General features: G+C 41.9%; 22 protein-coding genes. 13 read left to right on the forward strand and 9 right to left on the reverse strand.

Annotated elements, in window-relative coordinates; genetic code table 11:
- Window positions 1-91: 91 nt before the first annotated feature.
- Genes HC175_RS01490 through HC175_RS01505 form a run of 4 tightly spaced genes read right to left on the reverse strand, consistent with a single transcriptional unit; the run spans window position 92 to window position 6,595 of the window.
- The gene (locus HC175_RS01490) at window positions 92-1,861 is read right to left on the reverse strand and encodes a hypothetical protein (RefSeq protein WP_168136742.1); all 1,770 of its coding nucleotides are present in this window, start codon (window positions 1,859-1,861) and stop codon (window positions 92-94) included.
- Window positions 1,862-1,895: 34 nt separating this feature from the next.
- The gene (locus tag HC175_RS01495; protein ID WP_168136743.1) at window positions 1,896-3,101 is read right to left on the reverse strand and encodes a DUF4249 domain-containing protein; all 1,206 of its coding nucleotides are present in this window, start codon (window positions 3,099-3,101) and stop codon (window positions 1,896-1,898) included.
- Window positions 3,101-5,860 carry a TonB-dependent receptor gene (locus HC175_RS01500; RefSeq protein ID WP_168136744.1) on the reverse strand — a complete coding sequence of 920 codons (2,760 nt, stop codon included), beginning with the start codon at window positions 5,858-5,860 and terminating at the stop codon, window positions 3,101-3,103. The genes HC175_RS01495 and HC175_RS01500 overlap by 1 nt, the downstream gene beginning before the upstream one ends.
- A gap of 3 nt (window positions 5,861-5,863) precedes the next feature.
- Window positions 5,864-6,595, reverse strand: a complete 732-nt coding sequence (locus HC175_RS01505) for a hypothetical protein (RefSeq protein ID WP_168136745.1) — start codon at window positions 6,593-6,595, stop codon at window positions 5,864-5,866.
- 225 nt (window positions 6,596-6,820) lie between these two features.
- Between HC175_RS01505 and HC175_RS01510 the strand changes: the two genes are divergently transcribed.
- From HC175_RS01510 to HC175_RS01570, 13 genes are all read left to right on the forward strand, one after another.
- Window positions 6,821-8,008 (forward strand): PQQ-dependent sugar dehydrogenase, encoded by a 1,188-nt coding sequence (locus HC175_RS01510; RefSeq protein ID WP_168136746.1) that lies wholly within the window; start codon window positions 6,821-6,823, stop codon window positions 8,006-8,008.
- On the forward strand, window positions 8,008-8,442 hold the full coding sequence (locus HC175_RS01515) for a c-type cytochrome (protein ID WP_168136747.1): 435 nt from the start codon (window positions 8,008-8,010) through the stop codon (window positions 8,440-8,442). The genes HC175_RS01510 and HC175_RS01515 overlap by 1 nt, the downstream gene beginning before the upstream one ends.
- Before the next feature lie 50 nt (window positions 8,443-8,492).
- Window positions 8,493-9,101 carry a uridine kinase gene (udk, locus tag HC175_RS01520; protein ID WP_168136748.1) on the forward strand — a complete coding sequence of 203 codons (609 nt, stop codon included), beginning with the start codon at window positions 8,493-8,495 and terminating at the stop codon, window positions 9,099-9,101.
- Window positions 9,102-9,119: 18 nt separating this feature from the next.
- The gene (locus HC175_RS01525; RefSeq protein ID WP_168136749.1) at window positions 9,120-9,437 is read left to right on the forward strand and encodes an FtsB family cell division protein; all 318 of its coding nucleotides are present in this window, start codon (window positions 9,120-9,122) and stop codon (window positions 9,435-9,437) included.
- A 43-nt stretch (window positions 9,438-9,480) separates the two neighbouring features.
- Entirely contained in the window at window positions 9,481-10,875 is a 1,395-nt protein-coding gene (locus HC175_RS01530) for a methylmalonyl-CoA mutase subunit beta (RefSeq protein WP_168136750.1), read from the forward strand.
- Between the two features lie 3 nt (window positions 10,876-10,878).
- Window positions 10,879-12,966, forward strand: coding sequence for a methylmalonyl-CoA mutase (gene scpA / locus HC175_RS01535; RefSeq protein ID WP_168136751.1), 2,088 nt, complete (start codon window positions 10,879-10,881; stop codon window positions 12,964-12,966).
- Between the two features lie 110 nt (window positions 12,967-13,076).
- Entirely contained in the window at window positions 13,077-13,958 is an 882-nt protein-coding gene (locus HC175_RS01540; RefSeq protein WP_168136752.1) for an SDR family oxidoreductase, read from the forward strand.
- A gap of 138 nt (window positions 13,959-14,096) precedes the next feature.
- Window positions 14,097-14,861, forward strand: coding sequence for a ParA family protein (locus HC175_RS01545; protein WP_168136753.1), 765 nt, complete (start codon window positions 14,097-14,099; stop codon window positions 14,859-14,861).
- A 6-nt stretch (window positions 14,862-14,867) separates the two neighbouring features.
- Complete coding sequence (locus HC175_RS01550; protein ID WP_168136754.1) at window positions 14,868-15,773, forward strand: ParB/RepB/Spo0J family partition protein; 906 nt, start codon at window positions 14,868-14,870, stop codon at window positions 15,771-15,773.
- A complete protein-coding gene (locus HC175_RS01555; RefSeq protein ID WP_317172059.1) occupies window positions 15,763-16,347 on the forward strand; it encodes a DUF5683 domain-containing protein in 585 nt (194 codons plus the stop codon). The genes HC175_RS01550 and HC175_RS01555 overlap by 11 nt, the downstream gene beginning before the upstream one ends.
- On the forward strand, window positions 16,347-17,042 hold the full coding sequence (gene dapB / locus HC175_RS01560; protein ID WP_168136755.1) for a 4-hydroxy-tetrahydrodipicolinate reductase: 696 nt from the start codon (window positions 16,347-16,349) through the stop codon (window positions 17,040-17,042). Before HC175_RS01555 ends, dapB begins: the two co-directional genes overlap by 1 nt.
- Window positions 17,043-17,064: 22 nt before the next feature.
- Complete coding sequence (lepB, locus tag HC175_RS01565; protein WP_168136756.1) at window positions 17,065-18,633, forward strand: signal peptidase I; 1,569 nt, start codon at window positions 17,065-17,067, stop codon at window positions 18,631-18,633.
- A gap of 8 nt (window positions 18,634-18,641) precedes the next feature.
- The gene (locus HC175_RS01570) at window positions 18,642-19,277 is read left to right on the forward strand and encodes a WbqC family protein (protein WP_168136757.1); all 636 of its coding nucleotides are present in this window, start codon (window positions 18,642-18,644) and stop codon (window positions 19,275-19,277) included.
- Here HC175_RS01570 and HC175_RS01575 read toward each other — a convergent pair.
- Genes HC175_RS01575 through HC175_RS01595 form a run of 5 tightly spaced genes read right to left on the reverse strand, consistent with a single transcriptional unit; the run spans window position 19,257 to window position 24,135 of the window.
- Entirely contained in the window at window positions 19,257-20,297 is a 1,041-nt protein-coding gene (locus HC175_RS01575; RefSeq protein ID WP_168136758.1) for an endonuclease/exonuclease/phosphatase family protein, read from the reverse strand. The two genes, HC175_RS01570 and HC175_RS01575, sit on opposite strands and share 21 nt — an antisense overlap.
- Entirely contained in the window at window positions 20,297-21,208 is a 912-nt protein-coding gene (locus HC175_RS01580) for a rhomboid family intramembrane serine protease (protein WP_317172060.1), read from the reverse strand. The genes HC175_RS01575 and HC175_RS01580 overlap by 1 nt, the downstream gene beginning before the upstream one ends.
- On the reverse strand, window positions 21,208-21,975 hold the full coding sequence (locus tag HC175_RS01585; RefSeq protein ID WP_168136759.1) for a rhomboid family intramembrane serine protease: 768 nt from the start codon (window positions 21,973-21,975) through the stop codon (window positions 21,208-21,210). The genes HC175_RS01580 and HC175_RS01585 overlap by 1 nt, the downstream gene beginning before the upstream one ends.
- Window positions 21,976-23,835 (reverse strand): DNA mismatch repair endonuclease MutL, encoded by a 1,860-nt coding sequence (gene mutL, locus HC175_RS01590; RefSeq protein ID WP_168136760.1) that lies wholly within the window; start codon window positions 23,833-23,835, stop codon window positions 21,976-21,978.
- The gene (locus HC175_RS01595) at window positions 23,836-24,135 is read right to left on the reverse strand and encodes a hypothetical protein (RefSeq protein ID WP_168136761.1); all 300 of its coding nucleotides are present in this window, start codon (window positions 24,133-24,135) and stop codon (window positions 23,836-23,838) included. It abuts the gene before it with no gap.
- Window positions 24,136-24,187: the final 52 nt, after the last annotated feature.

The following is a 24,187-nucleotide window of genomic DNA, read 5'->3' on the forward strand; positions in this document are numbered from 1 at the left end:
CCTCCTAAGCGGCTGCAAATATAGGAAATTAATCTTCTTAGAAACTAATTTTATTTACTCTTATCCCGTTTTGAAGCCTTTAGGTAGTTATTTAATTTACCCTGAAAATTCTTTTTGCTGAAATAGGTATGCCTGCTGAAGAATAACCCTGAATATTTAACTCATATAACCCTGGAACATCAGAAGTGTAGAATTCTATGCTCCCGTTTTTCGCCATCACTTTCGGGTTCCATAACAATTGTCTTCTAAAGTCAGGAATATGGTTTTCTTCCTCCTTCCCCTCCTTATATTCCTGTTTGAAATATCTCTTTGTTAATAATGGCCTTAAAAGAGTTGCCGAGGTGTAGTCCTCTTTGTCAAGAAGTTCGAAAAAATTACCTTCAATAGTTTTTACATGAATGATCCCATGGAAAACCTGCGGACCATAAAAATATTTCTCCCTAAGGATCCCTATTGACCTGATCGATCTCGCTGGATAATTGATCAAAAGTTCATGGTCCTGGACTACCACCCCATCTACAAGGAGTAAAGAGGGCATTTCGGAATCTACTAAAGAGTTCTCCCCTCGAGTTTTCAATAATTCTCCGGCAGCTGTCTTTTTCACTGTAATGTCTCTTACAATTTCAACCAGAGTTTCCTTTAGAGAATTGAATCTCGTATAGTCTCCAAGCTCGTAAGTTACCAGAAGATCCCCATAAAATGGAAGTTGTCCAGGCTTCTTGGAGACAGTGTCTTTCTTTACTACCGCATAGGCGTTTTCGATCTGATTATATACACTTTCTTCAACGAGGATCTCTTCAATTTCAGGACCTATTTTAAATTCTGAAAATAGTACGGAAGGTTCAAAGGCTGGAAAAGGCTGTAATTCGATCATAAAGTCTTCGCGGTCTTTGCCTATAATCTGGATCAGCGCCTCTTCTCCTCCACTGCCCGCTTCAACGTTAAACAAAAACAATCCATGTTCATCTGTAGCTGAAATTTTTAATTCAAAATTTTCCCCAGGAATGGATAAAGCTACATGCTTGTCTTGAAGCCCATCTACTTCATTCACATTTTTTGGAATGATGTAACCGGCAATGATCTCACCTCGTACCTCAGGAAGTAAAATTTCTGAATTTGAGCCAGACAAAGAAATATTCCCAGAAGTTCTGGAAATTTCTTCCGGATTTGTCATTTTTGGAACCTTTACCTTCAATTGTTTTCTAACAGAAACAGAATAAGTGCCTTCAGGATCCAGCTCGGCAAATTGAGAGATATCTACAGACACCTGTGATCTTCTGTCATAATTCGGAACTGCCAGATCTTCTTTTAAATCATCCAGGCTCTTTTTCGCCTGGAATAAGATGCTGTCATTTTTGATCCCTTCCCGCGGTATATCCACTGTTCGATCTGAAGTGTAAGGATTTACGATCACGAGATCCCCCTGGAAAATTTTGTCCCAATTGCTTTCATTGAGCATCCACTGAGTATAAGCCAACAGTTTATAGCTTCCTGTTGGCAGATGAGCCGGAATGAAGAAATCTCCCTGTCCCGTTCCACCATCAATCCTAACCTTTTGCCGAAATACAGAAGATCCATTCTCGCTCTTCAATTCCACATAAGCTATTTTGCTTAGTGAATTTTCAAGACCTGATATACTGTTTAAAAGATAGATCTTATAATACAAATATTCTCCAGAAAGAAGAAAGGTGGAATTATAATGCAAATGAACTTTCTCCTGCGGAAAAGACTTTAAAGCTTCACGCACCTGCATCTCATCAGCCATCTTTATCTGGCAAAAGGAATTTTCAGGAATGGCTAGAACCAGCAACAAAAAAGCACTTATCCTACCTATCCACATATTGAGATCTCTTTTCTTCATTCTTTAAAACCTATAGTTTTCTTTAACCGAATATTTATTCCTCCCAGAAATCTGGAACCACATTGGTGCCATAGACAGTACAATCCATACAATACAGAGGAACTACTCTGTAGTCTCCTGCTCCTTCTTCATCTGGGGGTTGCATATTGGCCTCCTCCAGAAATTTAACCTCACCCGCCCTGATCAAGGCTTTCAAGGTGGTAGCATCTGGTCGGGTAATTGGGCAATTGGTCACGAAGGTTGCACCTCCCTCAGAGAGAGAGTAAAAATCCAGAAAGTCAAAGAATATCCTTTTTGTTGCTACAGAAGCTACACTAAAAAATCCAATCACAGGCTCATCCGGCTGGGTTACCGAGTACATATTTCCCTGTAATAATCCTGGTTGTATTTGAGAAAAAAGACTTTCCGCTTGTGATAGATCCTTCAAGGTGTTATAGTAAGAATACGCACTTTGCGATAATACATACTGCTTCACTAAAAGGCTGTACCTCTGGGCAATTCTGGGATCATTCTTGGGTATAAAATTCAGGACATGTCCTTTTACCTTGTTTCCTCCGAGTAAAGTGGTATTGACCAGGTTAATATCTGTGGATTTATCGCTCCCAAAACAAGTATATTCCTCCTTTTCTTTAAGAACTAAAGTTATTTGATCATTCACTATATCAAAATCGTTTAAAGCAGACATTGGCGAAACCATCTTGAAATCTTCCTGATATTCATACATCAAAAATGGTGATTCGCCCGGTATGCTGCCGCTATCGACTTGCATTACGATTCCGCTAACTCCCTCCTCATTTATGATCTTACTGGCAGTGACATTTTCAATACTGGACTGCGGGGTAAGCACAGTCGGTTCAGACGCATAAACTTCATTACTGGAGGTATTGATCAACAGTTGGTATTCCATTCCTGGTTTTGCACTAAACTCCTCTCTCGATTCATAAATACCGGGTTCCACCTCCTGGAAAAGATATTCCCGCTGCCCCTCTTCCTGTACTATAACCTGTGCATTTACCTCTGGTGCAGCCTTTTCCTCTTCAAAACGAAAACTTCTGGATAAAACAATGCGGTGGTGTTGAACATTATCTGTAATTCTTCCTTCTACCACTAAAGCACTTTCAAACGTTTCCTGTTCAAAGTCAAAGGGTTCGACACATGATTGTAATGTTCCGGCGAAGAACAATAACATCCAGAGCGTGTTATTCTTTAAAAAGAAATATGATCTCAGTTTTATGGACATCAGAATTTAATATTATACGTTATAGTTGGTACTGGAATTGAAAAGATAGAACTTTGCAAGGCCCTAACTTCTCCTCCCTCGGTGACGAAAAACACAGAATAAGGATTGTTCCTTCCCAGGACATTATAAACAGAAATGTTCCAAAAACTGTGCGCCAGTTTCTTTATTTTGTGGTTTCCTTCGATGTTCAGACTCAGATCCAAACGATAATAATCGGGGATCCTATATGCATTTCTTTCACTGTAGTAGACATAATCTCGACCATTAAATGTGTACTGCCCTACCGGGAAGGTAACAGGGCGACCGGTTTGATAGACAAAATTTGTAGAAAAGCTGAAGCGTTTGGTCAGTTTGTAATTCCCAACGAAGCTGAAATCATGCGGTTTATCGAAATTTGAAGGAAAATATTCTCCATTGTTTACACGCTCCTCACTGTATTCACCATCCAACCTTATAAGGGATCTGTTATAACTGTACCCTACCCATCCGTTAAGCGCACCTCTTGATTTTTTTAGCAGGATCTCAACTCCGTAAGCTTTCCCTTCCCCCTGAAGCACTTCTGTTTCTACAGCTTCATTTAGGAACAATTGTGCTCCCACTTTAAAATCGAGCATATTCCTCACCTTTTTAAAATAAGTTTCTATGCTCATTTCATAAAGATCATTGTCGAAGTTTTTGTAAAGACCTAGGCTGTACTGGCTTCCTTTTTGGGGCTCAATGTTTCCATTAGACAATTTATAGGTATCTGTTGGAGAAATGGTAGTATTGTTGGAAAGCGTATGGATATATTGCAGGCTATTATTGAAACTTCCTTTAACCGAAAAGCTTGGCCATAGAAAATACCTGGCAGAAATTCGTCCTTCCAGGCCTCCATAGGTTTCCATTACCTCATTTTTACCATATGTTTTTCGTTCTATAACAGTGGCCTCACTTTTAGGAAATCCTGTGGCATAAACATTTTCAGTTCCGGCTCCCAAAGCCGCAAATTGTGAATACCGTGCCCCTATGTTGATCAGCAATTTTTCATTGACGGTAAAATTATCGGTGGCAAAAAGGGCAGTTTCTAAGCCTCTTTCTTTAGGAATTCGGAAGAGATCAACAGCAGAATCTGCGCCAAGAGGTCTAACTTCTCCAGGCTGGATGTTGTAAAGTTTTCCTGAAATTCCATATTCAAATTGATGTGTCTCATTATGACGGTAATTCAAATGAATTTTGACCTCTGTTTCGTTGATGTTATATGCTGAAGAAAAGTTGTCAAAACCTGAGAAACCTTCGTAATCGATCTGAAATTCATAATCACTATTACTTACTATCAAACTGGCGTCGTGCCTGTCATTAAGGGTCCTGTTATACCTCAGGGATCCAAGCCTGTTGCTGTAGCTGTAAATCGAATCTGAAGTGATGCTGAATTCGTCCCTACTAAAATATCCCGTGGCTTCGATCTCACTCTTCTCATCGAGAATATGGTTGTATTTGGCAACTACGTCATAGAACATGGCAGTGCTGTTCTTGAGGGATTCTTCATCCAAAGATCTAAGGATCCAGTCTGAATATGTACTTCTCCCTCCCACCAGCAATCCTGCTTTATCTTTGATCACAGGAAATTCTAAGGCCAGATTTCCAGTTACCGGACCAATTGAAGCCTCTCCCGAAAACTTCTGCGTAGTGGCATCTCTTGTGCTTATATCAAAAACAGAAGAAAGTCTCCCACCATATTCCGCAGGCATGTTGCCTTTGTAGATCTTTACTTCACCCGATGTAAAAGGATTCAGGGCAGAAAAGATTCCGAAGAAATGGGAAGGATTGTAAATGACAGCATCATCGAGAAGAATGAGGTTTTGATCTGCCTTACCACCTCTCACATTATAACCCGCAGCACCTTCGCCAGCTGTGGTGATTCCCGGTAAAGTAGTTGCAACTTTTAGAATATCGCGCTCTCCCAGGACTAATGGCACGGTTTTAATCTCCTGTACATTGATTTGGTTCACCCCTGTATTAGCTTCTCTTATATTTTCTTTTCGTTGCGCGTCAAGAGTGACTTCCTGTAGCATTTCGAGATTTTCTCCCAGGCCTATATCTAGTCTTCCATTGTTGAAGATGAGCACGCGCTTCTGAAAAGTTGCTGTGGTGATGGATTTTGTCTCCAGGATATTTTCTCCAGGAGGCAGCTTTAGCTCATAAAGACCGTTTATGTCACTTACAGCACCAAGATCATTTCTACCTCTCACAACTACTGCTATCCCAGGAAGAGGCTCGCCCGATTCTTTCGATGTTATTCTGCCAGACAAGGTAAAAGAACTTTGAGCGTCTCCATTTGCCCTCCCTATTCTCACCGTCTCCATTGCGCCATTATCGGCTACCCTGCCTGGATTGATCAAAGAGGGCACAGCCTGTGCATTCTGATCTTCCTTTTTCTCTTCATTACCAAAAAAACCGGGAGGTAATTTTGAATGTATTCTCACATTTTCTGTCAACACCACCCTCTGCCTGTCCATTATGTAATAATTGATCAAAGTATTCGCAAAGATCTCTTCCAGCACAACCTGCAGCCTGGCCTTCTGGTACGTACCAGTTGCTTTAAGATCCTGTATCCAATCCTCGAGGAAATAGAATTTCACATCAGTTTGATCTTCTATTTGTTGCAGGACCTCTGTAACAGGTGTTTGCTTTAGCTCTAAAGTTACGACCGGCTCTGTTTGAGACCACATAGACCATGAATTCAGAATTAAAATGAAGGATATCAGAAAATTATTTTTCATTCCTTATTCTTTGGAGCTATTTTCTAAATTGATATTACGGAAAAGATTCACCATGAACTGATCTCTGTTTATTTTCAAAGTTTTTCTCTCGGAAGAAAAGTAATTCCCAATGCTCTTTTCAGCATCAGGAAAAAGTTTTACGATTTCCCTTTTGGAATTAAATTCGTACAGCTTGTCTGAATGCTTTAGGAGGTAACCCATCTCTTTTGGTTTGAATTCATAGTAAACCACGCGATCCTTTATGAGCTGATTAATATTTCGAGCGTGTTTTTTGAGAAGTTGCATCTCCCCATTTTGTGCGAGCACTTCGTAAAATCCGTTTAACTCCTCACTTTCAGAGGATTTTATATTGGTGAAATAGTGGCCATTGATCTCAAACCCGTCTACTTTTTCCTTTATTAACTGGAAAAGTGAAAGATTACCTCTGTCCTTTGCCTGGATTAGAAGCAGGTCATCAAAAACATTATATTTAAGTAGTTGAGAAAAATAAGGCTGCCCGTTGTAATAAAGTGTTCCTTCAACAAATGCAGTAGTGAGAAAAAATTTGTGATTTTCATTGATCGTCCTATGTACTTCTTCATACCCTATCCCATTAAAAACACCTGTGTTAGAAGGGTTAACAAGCTCATCAAATTTATTGTAGACCTGCGCATTTGGAGCCTGCGCTACAGCTTTTGAAGGAATGATCATGATCATACCAATAAGGCAGAATAAAAACTTGATGAGGCGTCCCATTGTTATCGACTGTAAATTATATGTGTTCAGCGGAAAATTTCAAATCTAATGTATTTAGATTAACAATTCATTAGTAATTTTTAAAAGCATGTAAATTCCCATTTATCTGCAGACTTTCAACAGATGCATTCCTCCTAAAAAGGCTTATTCTGTTAGATTATCTGTTTTGTCTTCTGGTTATTTTCCTGAATTTCTTTCTATATTTGAATCAACAAAAATTCTATTATGAAGATTAGGATATTACTTGTTCCTGTATTTGCAGCCGCTTTTGTGATAGGCTGTGGGGAAAATGAAAAAGCAAAAGCAGAAGTCGATCAACAGGCCACAGAGAATGATTCCATTCAGGAAACAGTTTCTGTAACCATTCCTGAAGAACAATTAACGACTGCCGAATATGAATTTGAAGTAGTAGTGCCCGATCTTCAGATCGCTTGGGGTCTGGACTTTCTTCCTGACGGAAGTATGTTGATCACCGAAAAGAGCGGCGAATTAATACATTATAAGGACGAAAAAAAACAGCAGGTAAAAGCTTCACCTGAAGTTTACAACAGGGGGCAGGGAGGCTTCCTTGACGTGGCAGTAGGTCCTGATTTCAAAAATGACGGGTGGATCTATTTCACCTATGCTTCTACAGAGGGTGAAGGGGAAGGTGGAAATACCACCCTTATGCGTGCAAAACTTGAGAATAACCAGCTCACCAACAAAGAAGTTTTATATAAAGCAGTCCCCAACTCTACCCGTGGCCAGCACTTTGGCTCCCGAATCTCTTTCGACGGGCAGGGACATTTATTTTTCAGCGTTGGAGATCGTGGAGATCGTGATGTGAATCCTCAGGACCTTACCCGCGATGGCGGTAAAGTGTACAGGCTCAACCTTGATGGCAGCATTCCGCAGGACAATCCTTTTGTAGGAGAGGCAGGAGCTAAAGAAGCAGTCTTTTCCTATGGTCACAGGAACCCACAGGGGATGATCTTCAACAAGGAAACAGGCGAAGTCTGGGTGCATGAACATGGCCCACAGGGAGGTGATGAGATCAACGTCATCAAAAAAGGTGCAAATTATGGCTGGCCCCTCGTGAGCTACGGTATCAACTATGATGGCACCTCCTTTACTGATGAAACCGCCGGACCCGATTTTGAAGATCCTCTCTATTACTGGGTGCCTTCAATAGCTCCCAGCGGATTTGTCTTTGTGACTTCAGACAAATATCCAGAACTCAAAGGAGATGTACTTGTTGGCTCATTGAAATTCCAATACGTGGAACATCTTAGCCTCAATGGAAAAGAGGTCACTGCACGCGAAAAAATTCTTGAACAAATTGGTCGTGTAAGAGACATCGTGGAATCTCCAGACGGAGATCTGTATGTTTCGGTTGAAGGAATAGGAATCGTAAAAATCCTTCCGAAGCAGTAATGAAGAAATTTATTTTCTTTTTCCTGGTTATCTTTAGTTTCAGCTGTAAAAACACTTCTAACGAAAAGACTGCCGAAGTATCGCAACAACAACATTCACAGGAAATGCAGGAAAGTATGTCGAGGGGAGCGGAGATTTATAACAATTTCTGCGCTTCCTGTCATCTTTCTGGGGGAGAAGGCATCTCGGGAGTTTTTCCTCCTTTAAAAGATTCCGATTGGTTAAAGGAGCAGCAAAAAGCTTCAATTCACGCCATAAAATTTGGCTTGAAAGGACCTATTGAAGTAAATGGTGTGGCTTACGACAACCTAATGCCTGCTTTAGGCCTTAGTGACAGGGAAACTGCCGATGTTCTGAATTACATCAACAACACCTGGGGCAACAAGTTTGGAGAACCTGTAACCCCAGAAGATGTGGCCGCTATAGAAAAATAAAACGTATTTTATAAAACGGTAAATAATTAACTTTGCCGAAAATTTGAAATATGTTGATCATTGGAATCGCCGGAGGTACCGGCAGTGGAAAAACAACCGTAGTAAATCAGATCATTGAAGAACTGAAAAACGAAGAAGTGGATGTCATTTCACAAGATTCCTACTACCAGGACACCAGCCACCTTACCTACGAAGAGCGAACCAGGATCAATTTTGATCATCCAAAGTCCATCGATTTCGACCTGCTGGTTTCTCACTTAAAGGAACTTAAGGCAGGAAGGAGCATTCAGCAGCCTGTATATTCTTTTAAAGAACATAATCGTACCGGCGAAACCATAAAGATAGATCCGCGTAAGGTAATCATTGTAGAAGGGATCCTGATTCTTACCCACCCCGACATCAGGGAGATGTTTGACATCAAGATCTATGTTCATGCAGATAGTGATGAACGTCTCATTCGCCGCCTAAAACGTGACATTGCCGAGCGGGGCCGGGATCTTGATGAAGTTTTGAACAGGTACCAGACAACGCTTAAACCAATGCACCAGCAGTTCATTGAGCCCACCAAAGAGTTTGCCGATATCATTATCCCTACCAATAGATATAATACCGTAGCTGTTGATATTGTTCAGACCATTATTCGGCAGCGTTTACTCTAATTTTGTATATTTCGGGCTATGAAATTGAAAGAGATTCGCAGGAAGAAATGGTTTCGTATAGCCAGCAATAAGTATTTGCTCGTATTAGTGGCCTTTGCTTTCTGGATGCTCTTTCTGGATAGTAATTCGTGGCTTATTCACCGCGAGCTCGATCTTGAGATTGATGATCTTGAAAAGAACCGGGAATACTACCTCAATGAGATCTCAAAAGACAAAGCTATAATTGAAAATTTAAGTGATTCTCTTGAACTGGAGAAATTCGCCCGCCGCGAGTATTTCATGAAGAGAGACAATGAAGAGATCTATATAATTGAATATAAGGAGGCAGAGGAATAGGTTCTTAAAATGACATTTTTGGAGGTCTTTTAATTTAATTAAAATGAAAGAGAATTTATTCAGCGAGTTTGAAGAAGTATCGGCCAAACAATGGAAACAAAAGATCCAGTACGACCTAAAAGGTGCCGATTATAATGAAACTCTGGTCTGGAAATCATTGGATGGCATTAATGTAAAGCCATTTTATCATCCCGATGAAACTCCGCAGCCCGTTCGGCTTGCACCATCTTTAGGCTGGAATATCACCGAACAGATTTATGTATCTACTGCAGAAAAAGCGAACAGAAGAGCACTTGACTCGCTTCGGAAGGGAGCAGAAAGCATTTGGTTCCTTCTTCCTTCAGAAGAGACAGACCTGCAACAGCTTTTTCAGGATATCGATCTTGCTGAAGTTCCTGTATACCTGAAGCCGGAATTTGCTTCCGAAGCATTCTTTCTGCAACTGGATAAGCAAGTGAAGAAGCCCTCTAAAGTGCACCTGCAGTTCGACATCGTAGGCCACCTAGCAAGAACAGGAAACTGGTTTGAGAACAAGACTGAAGATCACAATGTTCTTAATATTCTGCTCCAAAAATGTGAAAATTTAGACTCGTTTCTTTCCATTGATGCAGCGCTCTACCAAAATGCCGGAGCTAACATTCCGCAGCAGCTGGCATATGCACTTGCTCATGCAAACGAATATTTGAATCATATTTCTGAACAGGAAGAGGTCCCAAAAAAGCTAAAATTTCAGTTCCTTCTGGCAACAGGTCCTAATTATTTCTTCGAGATTGCAAAGATCAGAGCACTTCGCTTTTTGTTTGAAACTTTGAGCAGCGAGTACAATTTTGAAGCTGAATGTGACATCCTTGTACAACCCACCCGCCGCAATAAGACCCTGTACGATTATAATGTCAATCTTTTGCGCACTACAACAGAATGTATGAGCGCTGTGCTTGGTGGGGCAAATAGCGTGTGTAACATGGCTTATGACGCGATTTACCACAAGAACAATAGCTTCGGAAGCCGAATTGCCCGCAATCAGCTCCTGGTCTTAAAACATGAAAGCTATTTCGAAAAAGTAGCAAATCCTGCAGAAGGTAGTTACTACATCGAGACCCTTACCCACGAATTGGGCGAAAAGGCCCTTGAGATCTTTAAAAACATTGAAAAAGGCGGAGGTTTCGTGACCCAGCTTAAAGAAGGCATTATTCAAAGAAAGATCTCTGAAAGTGCTAACCGGGAGCAGGAAGAATTTGACGAAGGAAAGCTTGTACTAATTGGCACGAATAAATTTCCCAATCCTAGTGATCGCATGAAAGAGGAGATCGAGCTCTACCCTTTCGTAAAGCAAAAGCCACGAAAGACTTTGCTGCAACCGATCATAGAAAAACGATTAGCGGAAAAAACAGAACAGGAAAGGCTAAAAAAGGAAGAACAGATAAACAGCGAAAAGTAATTTATGGGCAGAAAGGATCTTCAGCATTTGAAGCTGAAAAATATCAGGAAAGATTCAGCAACATCCAAAAGCACGTACAGCTTTCAGGATCTGCCTCACCTTAAATTTGCTGCAGGAATTCCGCCCTTCCTTAGAGGGCCGTATTCTACGATGTACGCAACCCGTCCCTGGACCATTCGCCAATATGCCGGATTTTCAACTGCCGAAGAGAGTAATGCTTTTTACCGGCGCAATCTTGCTGCGGGACAAAAAGGGCTTTCAGTAGCTTTTGACCTGCCTACGCACCGTGGATATGACAGTGACCACGAACGGGTGGTTGGAGATGTAGGCAAGGCCGGTGTGGCTATAGATTCTGTAGAAGATATGAAGATCCTCTTCGACCAGATCCCTCTCGACAAAATGTCGGTATCCATGACCATGAATGGTGCTGTTTTACCTATTATGGCATTTTATATTGTAGCCGCAGAGGAACAGGGCGTAAAGCCAGAGCTGCTTTCAGGAACCATTCAGAATGACATTTTAAAGGAGTTCATGGTGAGAAATACTTATATCTATCCTCCCACTCCTTCCATGAAGATCATTGCCGACATTTTTGAATATACGTCTCATCACATGCCGCGTTTCAACAGCATTAGCATTTCCGGTTATCATATGCAGGAAGCTGGTGCTACAAGCGAAATCGAGCTGGCCTATACTTTAGCAGATGGGTTGGAATACATTCGCAAGGGACTGGAGGCCGGAATGGATATAGATAGTTTCGCCCCCAGATTGTCATTTTTCTGGGCTATTGGACTTGATCATTTTACCGAGATCGCGAAAATGAGAGCAGCTAGGGCACTCTGGGCAAAATTGGTAAAGCAGTTCAATCCCAAGAATGAGAAATCGCTTGCGCTTCGAACTCATTGCCAAACCAGCGGCTGGAGCTTGACAGAACAAGACCCATTTAATAATGTGGCTCGAACTGTAATTGAAGCTGCTGCAGCTGCTTTTGGAGGAACCCAGAGCCTGCACACCAACGCCCTGGATGAGGCCATAGCCTTGCCTACAGATTTTTCTGCGCGAATTGCCAGAAATACACAGCTACATCTCCAACAGGAAACTATGATCACAAAAACTGTCGATCCCTGGGCCGGCAGCTATTATGTTGAGGATCTTACAGATAAAATTGCCACGAAGGCATGGGAGCTTATCATGGAAGTGGAGGAACTTGGCGGCATGACCAAAGCAATAGAAGCAGGTATCCCGAAACTTAGAATTGAGGAAGCAGCTGCCATTAAACAGGCCAGGATAGACAGCGGCCAGGACATTATAGTAGGGGTGAATAAATTCCGCAGAAAGAAGGAAGATCCCATAGTTACGCTCGAGGTCGATAATCAGACTGTGCGAAAGCAGCAAATAGAGCGTCTCAGAAAAATAAAGGCTGAAAGAAATTCGGAAAAGGTAAGTACAGCCCTTTTGGACCTAAGGAATACAGCCAAATCAGGTAAAGAAAATTTATTAGCTTTAGCCATTGTAGCTGCAAGAGAGAGAGCAACCTTAGGGGAAATTAGTGATGCTCTCGAAGAAGTATTTGGCAGGTACCAAGCAAAAATAAATTCCTTTAGCGGCGTGTATTCAAAAGAAATAAAAGACGATTCTTCCTTTAAAAAGGCGAGAGAGATGGCCAATAAGTTCGCAGAACTCGAAGGCCGACGACCGCGAATAATGATCGCGAAGATGGGACAGGATGGTCATGACAGGGGTGCAAAGGTTGTTGCTACAGGTTATGCCGATGTTGGTTTTGATGTGGATATCGGACCTTTATTTCAAACTCCCGCTGAAGCTGCGAAACAAGCCGTTGAAAATGATGTGCATATTTTAGGCGTTTCTTCTCTTGCAGCGGGCCATAAGACGTTAGTGCCGCAGGTAATTGAGGAGCTAAAGGACCTGGGCAGGGAAGATATCATGGTCATTGTAGGTGGAGTGATCCCTTCACAAGATTATCAGTTCCTATTTGATGCCGGCGCAGTAGCAGTTTTTGGTCCGGGAACTAAAATAAGTGAAGCAGCAATTCAACTCCTGGATATTCTTATTGAGGATCCAACGGAGTAAAATTGACTTTGCAATAGAAACACTTCAAGTTCAAAGTGCCTTTTTGAGCCTGTCTTTGACTGCTACCAAAAAAGCCCTAACTTCTCACTTCTAAAATCTAATTTCATATTATGGATTATACAAAGAAAATGCTTCGGGATGATGCATTGCAAGGCAAAACCATCGTAGTCACAGGAGGTGGCAGCGGACTGGGGAAAGCGATGACAAAATATTTCCTGGAGCTTGGTGCACAGGTAGCTATCACCTCGAGAAACCTGGAAAAACTGGAGCATACGGCCAAAGAATTAGAAGCCGAAACTGGCGGTAAATGCCTGCCATTGCAGTGTGACGTAAGAAATTATGAGCAGGTGGAGCATATGCTGCAGGAGACCATAAAGAGCTTTGGAGATGTGGATATTCTTTTAAACAACGCCGCAGGAAACTTCATTTCTCCCACAGAGCGTTTAAGCGCAAACGCTTTTGACACCATTATAGATATTGTTTTAAAAGGAAGCAAGAACTGTACGCTGGCCTTTGGAAAACACTGGATAGATTCTAAATCAAGAGATAAGACTGTATTGAATATTGTCACCACATACGCCTGGACGGGTTCTGCATATGTTGTGCCCAGCGCAACAGCAAAGGCCGGTGTGCTCGCAATGACCCGCTCTTTAGCAGTTGAATGGGCGAAGTATGGTATTAGAATGAATGCGATTGCTCCAGGACCTTTTCCCACAAAAGGAGCATGGGACAGGTTATTGCCGGGTGACTTAAAGGAAAAATTCGATCTCGCAAAAAAGGTTCCTTTAAAACGAGTGGGAGAGCATCAGGAATTAGCTAATCTCGCTGCATACCTGGTGTCTGACTTTTCAGCTTATGTAAACGGGGAAGTGATCACTATTGATGGCGGAGAATGGCTTAAAGGTGCGGGACAGTTCAATTTGCTTGAAGCAATTCCAGAACAGATGTGGGACCAACTCGAGGCAATGATCAAAGCGAAAAAGAACAATTAGAAATTGAAAGAATACCTTTCAAAAATGACATTTTTGGGCCTGCTTTCTTAGCCAATACTGCTAAAAACCTGTTAACAAATTACCTTTCGTAAACCTATAATAAATTGTATTTTTACCCTTTAAATCCAAAATAGTTGAATGGGTAAGATTATTGCCGTTGCAAATCAAAAAGGAGGAGTAGGTAAAACTACAACTTCAGTAAATCTGGCGGCATCCCTGGGGGTGCTGGAAAAAAAAGTTTTACTCATAGATGCCGATCCACAGGCCAATGCCACTTCCGGGTTGGGAATAGATGTTGAGTCGGTAGAGTTGGGAACTTACCAGTTACTGGAGCATTCCATCAAGGCCGAAGAGGCTATAATTAAAACTGAATCTCCAAACCTGCACATTATTCCTGCTCATATAGACCTGGTTGCCATAGAAATTGAGCTGGTAGACCAGGAGGAACGGGAGTATATGCTAAAAAAGGCTATAGGACACTTAAGGGAACAATATGATTATGTGATCATCGATTGTGCTCCTTCTCTGGGCCTATTGACACTTAATGCTTTAACCGCCGCCGATTCTGTTATTATTCCTATCCAGTGTGAATATTTTGCCCTGGAAGGCCTCGGAAAATTATTAAATACCATCAAAAGTGTGCAAAAGATCCATAATGCCAAATTGGACATCGAGGGATTGCTGCTCACCATGTATGATTCCCGCCTGCGTTTGTCAAACCAGGTAGTGGAAGAAGTTCAGAAGCATTTTGATGAAATGGTTTTCAAGACAATCATTCAACGTAATGTGCGTTTAAGTGAAGCCCCTAGTTACGGGGAGAGTATTATTAATTATGATGCAGGCAGCAAAGGGGCAACAAATTACCTGAGCCTGGCTCATGAGATCATAAAGAAAAATTCATAGAAGAAGATGGCGAAGGCTACGAAGAAACAAGCTTTGGGAAGAGGACTTTCAGCATTGCTGAAAGATCCGCAGAATGATATTAAGTCGGCCGAAGATAAAAATGCCGATAAGCTGGTTGGGCATATCGTGGAACTGGAGCTGGATGCAATTGAAGTCAATCCCTTTCAACCACGGACAAGTTTTAATGAGGAATCCCTTAGGGAACTAGCATCTTCCATTAGAGAGCTGGGGGTGATACAACCTATCACTGTTAGAAAACTCGATTACAATCAGTATCAGCTGGTATCGGGAGAGCGGCGTTTCAGAGCTTCTAAACTGGTAGGGTTAGAGACCATCCCTGCTTATATAAGAATAGCAAATGATCAGGAATCCCTTGAGATGGCGCTGGTTGAGAATATTCAGCGACAGGATCTCGATCCTATTGAGATCTCCCTGTCATATCAACGCCTTATCGACGAAATACAGCTTACACAGGAACAACTTAGCGAGCGTATAGGAAAGAACAGATCTACCATTGCCAACTATCTTCGTTTATTAAAATTAGACCCCATTGTGCAAACCGGCATGCGGGATGGTTTTCTCTCCATGGGTCATGGAAGAGCACTTATTAATATAGAAGACAGCCAGACGCAGTTGGAAATTTACGAGAAGATCCTTGCTAATTCCCTTTCTGTAAGAGAAACTGAAAAACTGGTGAGAGAGCTTCAGGATGGAAAACCAGAAACTAAACCGGCTGCCGCCGCACCTGCGGTTTCCCGAAATATCAAAAAGAGCATTAAAGAGTTTTCAGATAGATTGGGCGCTAAAGTAGATGTTAAGGTGTCAAAAAATGGAAAAGGAAAGCTAATTATTCCTTTTGCTTCCGAAGAGGACCTGGAACGACTAAAAAAGATCATACAGGGTGAAGATTAAGGATCTCATAGCATCCCTCCTTTTTCTGTTCTTTGCTATGCAGGTTGATGCACAGGAAGATTCTCTTCTGGTTGCACCTCAGGTAGTAGTAGAGGAACCCTCTTACAAACCTTATGATCCCTTATCACCCGCCCGTGCCGCTTTCTATTCGGCCGTACTTCCAGGCCTGGGCCAGGCCTATAATGGGAAATACTGGAAGATCCCCATTGTTTATGCCGCCCTGGGAGTAGGTGTATATTTCTATCATAATAACGATGAGCAGTATGACCGCTATCGCGCAGCGTACAAAAGCCGGATCGCAGGGAAAACTAATGACGAGTTCTCCAATGAAAATGGCCAGCCTATAATTTCCAATCAGGGATTGATCGAAGCCCAGCGGTTTTACCAGCGAAATAAAGAGATCTCTGTCCTGGTGACAGTAGGATTATATGCTCTAAACATCATTGATGCGAATGTAGACGCCCACTTGCAACAGTTTAATGTAAGTGAGGATCTTACTTTGAAACCGAAGATCGATTACGACCGCATGAGCGGTTCTGCAGGTTACGGGCTGAGTTTAAATTATAATTTTTAATGAAAATAGCACTTTTAGGTTACGGAAAAATGGGCAAGACCATCGAACGCTTAGCTCAGAATCGTGGCCATGAGATCATCTTCAGGATCAATGAAGATATTGAGAAGTTTGATTTGCAGCAGGTAGATGTTGCTATAGATTTCAGCATTCCAGCTGCTGCATTTAAAAATATCACCAGCTGTTTTGAGCAACAGGTGCCAGTAGTTTCAGGAACAACAGGATGGCTGGAAAAATACAGTGAAGCTGTGGAATTATGTCGTTCCAAAAATGCGGCTTTTATCTACGCTTCCAATTTTAGCCTTGGGGTCAACCTTTTCTTTGAACTCAACAAGAAGCTGGCACAAATGATGTCGAACTTTCCGGAATACGATGTTGCACTCGAAGAAATACACCACACTCAGAAGCTGGACGCCCCAAGCGGAACAGCAATCAGTCTTGCTGAACAGATCATAGAAAATTCAGCTAAAACCGGCTGGAATCTTGGAGAGGCTTCAAAGGAGGAAATTCCCGTTACAGCAAAACGAATTGAGAACGTACCCGGCACCCATTGCGTTTCTTACAATTCGGATGTAGACACAATAAAGATCGAACATATTGCCCACTCCAGAGATGGTTTTGCCCTGGGAGCTATAATTGCTGCAGAATGGCTTCAGCATAAAAAAGGAGTGTTTACCATGAAGGACGTTCTGTTTTAGAAATTTAAAATAAATCATACACATGAGTTTTACCTATTGGATCCTGTTTGTACTTCTGGTTCAGTTAATTCACTTTGCCGGAACCTGGAGATTATACCAGAAAGCAGGACGAAAAGCCTGGGAAGCCGCCATACCAGTATATAATGCTGTCATTTTAATGAAGATCATTAACAGGCCGTGGTGGTGGGTGATCCTGCTGTTCATCCCTATTGTGAATCTTATTATGTTTCCGGTTATATGGGTGGAAACCGTACGAAGTTTTGGCCGTACATCAACAACAGATACCATTCTTGCTGTTGTAACCTGTGGCCTCTACATTTATTACCTCAATTATGCTGGCGATGTAAAATACCGAGAAGATCGCAGTCTGCAGCCAGGTAGTGCGGCGGGTGAATGGATAAGCTCCATTTTGTTTGCGGTGGTAGCGGCTACCATTGTACATACTTATGTAATGCAGCCTTTTACAATTCCTACCTCCTCTCTTGAGAAGACCTTACTGGTGGGAGATTATTTGTTCGTGAGCAAATTTCATTATGGCGCCCGTACCCCAATAACTTCGGTAGCCTTTCCAATGGTGCACGATACCATTCCGGGGCTGGGCATAAAATCCTACTGGAACAAACCTTCATTACCTTATTTCAGATTCCCGGGGTTTCAGAATATTGAACGCAATGACATTGTGGTATTCAACTGGCCTATCGACACCGTAAGAATGTTCAGGGATCGATCTGGAATGCGTTACGACAAGCCTATAGATAAAAAATCGAATTACGTAAAAAGGGCGGTTGGCCTGCCTGGAGATTCATTGGAGATCATTAATGGCAAGATCCATATCAATAAGGAACCATTACAATTACCCGAGAGAGCAAAACCACAGTATTCGTATCAAGGGGTAACCAAGGGACAAGGATTTGATCCCTACACCCTGTATAAAATGTATGATATTACAGATCGATTTTATCATGACCCAAATACCAACCAGTTTTATATACAGTCACTTACAGAAGAGAACTTTCAACGGCTGAGAAATCATCCCAACGTCGCTTCCATTGAACGCATAATTTCTCCTGAAGGTGAAGGAGAAGCCGGAATTTTCCCAAATAACGGAAAGCGGGACTGGAATATAGATAACTTTGGCCCCGTATACATCCCTAAAAAAGGTGCAACCGTAAAGCTCGATGCCAATTCCTTTTCCCTTTACCGAATGATCATTGAAAACTATGAAGGTCTGGAAATGGGAAGGGAAAGAAAACTTACCGTGAATGGGGAGCAGGTGCTGTTAAACGGAAAGCCCATTGATTCTTACACTTTTGAGCAGGACTATTATTTCATGATGGGAGATAATAGACATAATAGTGAAGACAGCCGCTATTGGGGCTTTGTAGCAGAGAATCATGTAGTAGGAAAGCCGGTATTCATCTGGCTGAGCCTCGATCCTAATGCTTCGGGACCTAACAAGATAAGATGGGACCGCATGTTTACCACCGTAGGTGGAAGTGGAGAACCTGTGTCGTATTTCCCATACTTTCTCGTGGTGCTTGTAGGACTTGTAGGCTACAGTTTCTTTATAAAGAAGAAGCCTAAAAAATAACATTTTAGATGGAGAAGTTATTAGTACATCCCACCTATTTTGGCCCTATCTCTCAGTACATTGCAATGTTCAAGGCAAAAGAGATCATCTTTGAGAATGAGGATAATTATCAAAAACAGACCTATCGCAACCGCATGTACATCTATGGTGCGAATGGTAAATTGTTGCTGAATATCCCCATTAAACACACGGGCAATAAATCCAATCATCAAAAATATAAAGATGTAAGGGTCGAAAACAGTTTCCCATGGCAAAGCCAGCACTGGAAATCCCTGGAAACCGTGTATCGCACCTCCCCTTTCTTTGAATTCTATGAAGATGAATTTCAACCGCTTTACCAGAAGAAATTTGAATTCCTGATGGATTTTAATTATCAATGCCTGGAGCTGGCACTCGATTGTCTTCAAACAGAGATCACCTCTGGCAAAACCACCGAATTCATTTTACATCCTCAAAATATTACCAACGGGAGGCCGCTTGTTGATGCGAAACGGACACAGATGAAGATCTCCCCTTACCCACAGGTATTTCAGGAAAAATTTGGATTCATCAATGACCTGAGTATTATTGATCTTATCTTCAACGAAGGTCCAAACGCACTGAACTATCTCGAAAATGAGGAGTTAGTACTTCCCCAGATTTAGACTGGAACTTATTGGAAAATGATCTGAAAATGGCACCTCGTGGTTGCTAAAGGTAAGGATCTCCATTGATTCGTGTGGCAGGATAAAATCGATACGAAGTGGCAAAAAGCCGTTGAGTTCGAAAGTCTTTCCGAAGCCATTTCCAGCCTCCTTATAGGCATCATTCAGCCCTTGTGATCGCAACTCCCTGTAGATATAGGAGTAAGCAGTGTTATTGAAATCTCCCAGCACAATAGACCTGTTGTTGGTTTCCCGAAGCAGGTCTCTCACCATGTTCATTTGCCGCTCCTGCCTTACAAAGGTCTGTCCCATACCAAGAAAGACCCTTTTGGTATGCTGTTTTTCCATGTTCTCTAAATTCGGTTTAATGCCAAATGACTGAAAATGGACATTGACGATCCTAATCGTATCACCTCCCTTAAAAACATCGGCGAAAATAGCATTGTTATTACTGCTCGTAGGAAAATCGAGCGAGCCAGATTTAATTATCGGATACTTGGAAAAAATGGCCAGGCCGAATTCTGAATTCTCTTCCTTTAGCTTAATATATTTATGTGGAAAACTCTTGGCAATATTGAGTTCTCCATTATAATATTCCTGCATGGCAACCACATCGGCATCCTGCTCCTTAATAAAAGCTGAGATCTTTTCTGGAATATCTACATCTTCTGCCCATCCATACTGATTAAATTGCCGAACATTATAGGTAAGGATCTTTAAAACATTGTCTCCCTGATCTTCCTTTTCTTCGGAAGAGATCTCGTATACAGAAGTCACGTGATTCAAGCCTATGAGAAGTACAATTAGGGAAAGAAAAGCCTGTACACGCAGCCTGAAGAGCCAGAAGAGCAGGAAAATGAAGTTGATAACGATTAGGAAAGGTACCCCAAGACTAAAAACTGAAAGCAGTGCAAAGGTACTTGGAGGTATGTAGGGTAATAAATAGGAAAACAGCAAAGATATTGCGAACAAAACGTTCAGAAAGAACAGAAATTTGTCAAACCAGTTGAGACTCTTCATCAATTCTCTTTTCCGGCGTTGAACAAATAATCCTTCTCCTGTTTGGTAAGGCTGTCATAACCGCTTTTACTTATTTTATCCAGGATGGCATCTATCTTCTCCTGTTGCTCTCGCTTGCTTTTCGTCTTTCCACTATATGCTGAAGCAGTTCCTTCTGCCGGTTGTCTTTTGTGAACTGTTCTCAAGTTGCTTTTCCTCTTTGTTCCGGGGCTGGAAGCAAACATGTTTCCAAACCAGTCTAGCAGTTTCTCAAAACCACTCGCAATATTATTTCCTTTCCCTAACTGTTTAGCGTAAAGGTAACCAAAGCCTGCGCCGCCAAGATGGGCCAAATGTCCACCCGGATTTGAAATAGGGATCTGCACAATATCTACAATGACCAAAAATGCGGCTATCCACCATAATTTGATACTACCCAGTAAGATCAACCTTACTCTCATATGAGGGATATGAGTTGCGATCCCCACAAGAATAGCCATTACTGCAGCTGAGGCTCCAATGAGATAAGACTTCCCTGCTCCCTGGAAAGCTGGAAAAAGATTATAACTGGCCATATAGACCAGCGCTCCGAATATACCTCCCAAAAAGTAGAAATTCAGCAACTTTTTCGGAGAAAAATAAGTCAGAAAATAAACCCCGGAAAAGTAGAGAATGATCATGTTGGAAAGCAAATGCCATAAGCCACCATGTAAAAAAGCGTAGGTGATAATTGTCCAGGGCTTGAAGAGAAACTCCCCGGGCTCCTTTGGAAATACCAGCCACTCAAGCACTACATCTGCTTCGAAATTGAAAAGGAAAGCAAAGAGCTTAAATACAAAGAAGAGTACAAAAGCAATGACATTGACCGCTATTAGTTTTTCACTAATGGTGGCCATTTGTATCTTATATCTCAGGTTACTACTTCTTCTCACTAATCCCAGCGGTTTTGATTAAACTGGTTCTTTTTCCAGTACCACATCATTATAAAACCAAAAAGAGCTCCACCTACGTGTGCAAAATGGGCAATTCCTCCTCCAAATATAGAATATCCCGTGAATCCTGAAAAGAGGTCTATCGCAATTAATGCCGGAATAAAGAACTTTGCCTTTATGGGTACCGGAACAAAAAGTAGAAATAGTTCTACATTGGGAAACAGCATTCCAAACGCAACCAGGATCCCATATATTGCCCCAGAAGCTCCCACTGCAGGCGTAATATATGTTTGGAACATAGTTCTTAGAACATCCTGATCCACTCCCTCTGGAATTCTGAACTGACCACTGCTGGAGATCGAAGCATAAGATTCCCTAAGGTACTGCTCTACCTCTGTGACTCCGAATCCCGCATCAAGCAAGGCGTTATAGCCCACCTGGAAATGATAGTAGTTAACAAGGGTATGGATGATCGCCGCCCCGATACCTGCCGAAAAATAGAAAAAAAGAAACCTGTTCTTTCCCAGTACCTGCTCAATGGGGCTCCCAAAAGCCCATAAGGCATACATATTAAAGAGAATATGAAAAATGCTGTTGGGGTCATGCATGAACATATGAGTGATGACCTGCCAGATCTGAAAATTTTCATTTTCTATAAACCACAGCGAAAATAACTGATAGGCTGGATCTCCTAAAACCTGGCTCCCAATATATACTATGACATTAATTATTAATAGAACCTTTACGGTTTCGGTCATTCTTCCCATCTACATGAACTTTTTATCTAATTCGTCTACAGTTAAAGTAATAAATATTGGTTTATTAAAGGGTGATAAAGAGGTTTCCTTACACGCAAATAAGCTATTCACAATATTTTGTTGTTCGGCCGAATTCAACGCTGTTCCCGATTTCACAGCCATCCCTTTAGCCAAAGATTTTGAGAGCGTATCTACCTGCGAGAAACCCGTACCTGGCACCTCGTTCTCCAGATCACTTAATAATTGCTCCAGTAGAATCGCAACTTCACTTTCAGAGATCATCGTTGGAATCCCAGAAATTTCAACGGCGTCCCCCTTTATTTCTGAAAAGATAAATCCTGTTTGCTCCAAAGAATCCTTGATCTCCTTTAGCAGTTTGATCTCGTGGTTCGAAAAGCTTAGTTCCAGGGGAAAAAGTAACTGCTGACTCACAGCTGAAGTCACGGTAATGCTCTTAAGCAGCTCTTCATAAAGTATCCTCGTATGAGCCCGTTGCTGGTCAATCACCAGAATGCCACTTTTTAGGGTACTTATAATATATTTTTTATTTAGCTGAAAGGTAGTACTCCCCGTTTCCGTTTCATCACTTTGTCCAAAGAGATTTCCGGTTACCTCATCGCTTTCAAATTCCATATGCTCAAATCTGGTCCCTGTCTCACTCCCAGATCTTCCTAAGCCATTGTAAAGGCTTTCCCAGCTTCCTCCGGCAGGTTTCTCTCTCCTGAAGTTAGAAGAACTATATCCCCCACCCGTCCTTTCAGTTTGAAAGGGGTTGAAATTAGGATCTACTTCGACTTTTGGAGGCGTTACTCCTTTCTGCGAAAATTCATAAGGCGTATCCAGGGTTGCATCCCGGTCAAAATCAAGTACAGGCGCTACATTGAACTGCCCTAAGCTGTGCTTTATGGCACTGCGAAGAATAGTATACAATGCATGTTCATCGTCAAACTTGATCTCAGTTTTAGTGGGATGTATGTTGATATCTATGCTCTTTGGATCAACATCCAGGTAAAGAAAATAACTTGGATAAGCCTTATCCTTTAGCAGCCCTTCAAAAGCTGCGGTCACTGCGTGATTGAGATAAGGGCTTTTTATAAACCGGTCATTAACAAAGAAGAATTGCTCTCCTCTCCCCTTTTTGGCAAATTCCGGTTTTCCTACGAACCCATGAATCTTAACAATGGCCGTATTCTCCTCTACGGGCACAAGTTTTTCATTGGTCTTGCCTCCAAAAATATTTACAATGCGCTGCCTGAAATTGGTATCGGGCAGTTGAAAAAGTTCGCTGCCATTGTGCAGTAAGGAGAACTGTATGTTAGGATGGGCCAAAGCTACCCGTTGAAACTCATCTATGATATGTCGCAGCTCTACCGTATCGCTCTTCAGAAAATTACGGCGTGCAGGAATATTATAAAAGAGATTTTTCACACATATGGTGGTGCCGGCCGGTGTGACACAAACTTCCTGGGAGATGACCTCGCTGCCTTCAATCTTAATGCAGGTGCCCACCTCTTCATCCTGCTGTCGTGTTTTTAGTTCCACATGGGCAATGGCAGCTATAGATGCTAATGCCTCACCACGGAAACCTTTGGTCTTTAAACTGAAGAGATCTTCGGCCGAATTTATTTTTGAAGTAGCATGTCGCTCGAAACAGAGTCGGGCGTCGGTGGTACTCATCCCTTTTCCGTTATCGGTAATCTGGATAAGGGTTTTCCCTGCTTCCTTTACTAAGATTTTAATATTTGTTCCCCCGGCGTCAATGGCGTTTTCAAGCAGCTCCTTAATTACGGAAGCTGGCCGTTGCACCACTTCCCCTGCAGCTATTTGATTGGCAACATGGTCTGGCAGAAGATGAATAACATCTGTCATTTACTGCGGATTGGTAAAAATGGACAAATCGAAATCAATGATCCACAGAAAAATGAGAATCAAAACAGCCATGATATAGATCACTGTCTTGTTTATTTCGCGATTGCCGCGGTGACGGCTGCTCTCTCGCGCCTGTTTCCACTGGCTCCCAAAATCAATGGCATTGGTAGCCTCCCTGTACTTATTGAATTTCGAATCGAAGTTATAAACATTTCCGGTGTCTTTGCCTTTGTAGTAACGCGGGGTATAATTATACCGGTTGTTCTTCCTTTTCGGTGATACGATGTTGAGTTTTAGCATTACTGTTCTTTAAGATTCCGGAAATATCAAAAATACTCAAAATGCTCAGAAT

This window comes from Salinimicrobium oceani, assembly GCF_012037645.1.

Excerpts from the sequence above, each read along its gene's own strand:
- HC175_RS01490 (WP_168136742.1), bottom strand. The coding sequence starts at position 1,861 with ATGAAGAAAAGAGATCTCAATATGTGGATAGGTAGGATAAGTGCTTTT.
- HC175_RS01495 (WP_168136743.1), bottom strand. The coding sequence starts at position 3,101 with ATGTCCATAAAACTGAGATCATATTTCTTTTTAAAGAATAACACGCTC.
- HC175_RS01500 (WP_168136744.1), bottom strand. The coding sequence starts at position 5,860 with ATGAAAAATAATTTTCTGATATCCTTCATTTTAATTCTGAATTCATGG.
- HC175_RS01505 (WP_168136745.1), bottom strand. The coding sequence starts at position 6,595 with ATGGGACGCCTCATCAAGTTTTTATTCTGCCTTATTGGTATGATCATG.
- HC175_RS01510 (WP_168136746.1), top strand. The coding sequence starts at position 6,821 with ATGAAGATTAGGATATTACTTGTTCCTGTATTTGCAGCCGCTTTTGTG.
- HC175_RS01515 (WP_168136747.1), top strand. The coding sequence starts at position 8,008 with ATGAAGAAATTTATTTTCTTTTTCCTGGTTATCTTTAGTTTCAGCTGT.
- udk (WP_168136748.1), top strand. The coding sequence starts at position 8,493 with ATGTTGATCATTGGAATCGCCGGAGGTACCGGCAGTGGAAAAACAACC.
- HC175_RS01525 (WP_168136749.1), top strand. The coding sequence starts at position 9,120 with ATGAAATTGAAAGAGATTCGCAGGAAGAAATGGTTTCGTATAGCCAGC.
- HC175_RS01530 (WP_168136750.1), top strand. The coding sequence starts at position 9,481 with ATGAAAGAGAATTTATTCAGCGAGTTTGAAGAAGTATCGGCCAAACAA.
- scpA (WP_168136751.1), top strand. The coding sequence starts at position 10,879 with ATGGGCAGAAAGGATCTTCAGCATTTGAAGCTGAAAAATATCAGGAAA.
- HC175_RS01540 (WP_168136752.1), top strand. The coding sequence starts at position 13,077 with ATGGATTATACAAAGAAAATGCTTCGGGATGATGCATTGCAAGGCAAA.
- HC175_RS01545 (WP_168136753.1), top strand. The coding sequence starts at position 14,097 with ATGGGTAAGATTATTGCCGTTGCAAATCAAAAAGGAGGAGTAGGTAAA.
- HC175_RS01550 (WP_168136754.1), top strand. The coding sequence starts at position 14,868 with ATGGCGAAGGCTACGAAGAAACAAGCTTTGGGAAGAGGACTTTCAGCA.
- dapB (WP_168136755.1), top strand. The coding sequence starts at position 16,347 with ATGAAAATAGCACTTTTAGGTTACGGAAAAATGGGCAAGACCATCGAA.
- lepB (WP_168136756.1), top strand. The coding sequence starts at position 17,065 with ATGAGTTTTACCTATTGGATCCTGTTTGTACTTCTGGTTCAGTTAATT.
- HC175_RS01570 (WP_168136757.1), top strand. The coding sequence starts at position 18,642 with ATGGAGAAGTTATTAGTACATCCCACCTATTTTGGCCCTATCTCTCAG.
- HC175_RS01575 (WP_168136758.1), bottom strand. The coding sequence starts at position 20,297 with ATGAAGAGTCTCAACTGGTTTGACAAATTTCTGTTCTTTCTGAACGTT.
- HC175_RS01585 (WP_168136759.1), bottom strand. The coding sequence starts at position 21,975 with ATGGGAAGAATGACCGAAACCGTAAAGGTTCTATTAATAATTAATGTC.
- mutL (WP_168136760.1), bottom strand. The coding sequence starts at position 23,835 with ATGACAGATGTTATTCATCTTCTGCCAGACCATGTTGCCAATCAAATA.
- HC175_RS01595 (WP_168136761.1), bottom strand. The coding sequence starts at position 24,135 with ATGCTAAAACTCAACATCGTATCACCGAAAAGGAAGAACAACCGGTAT.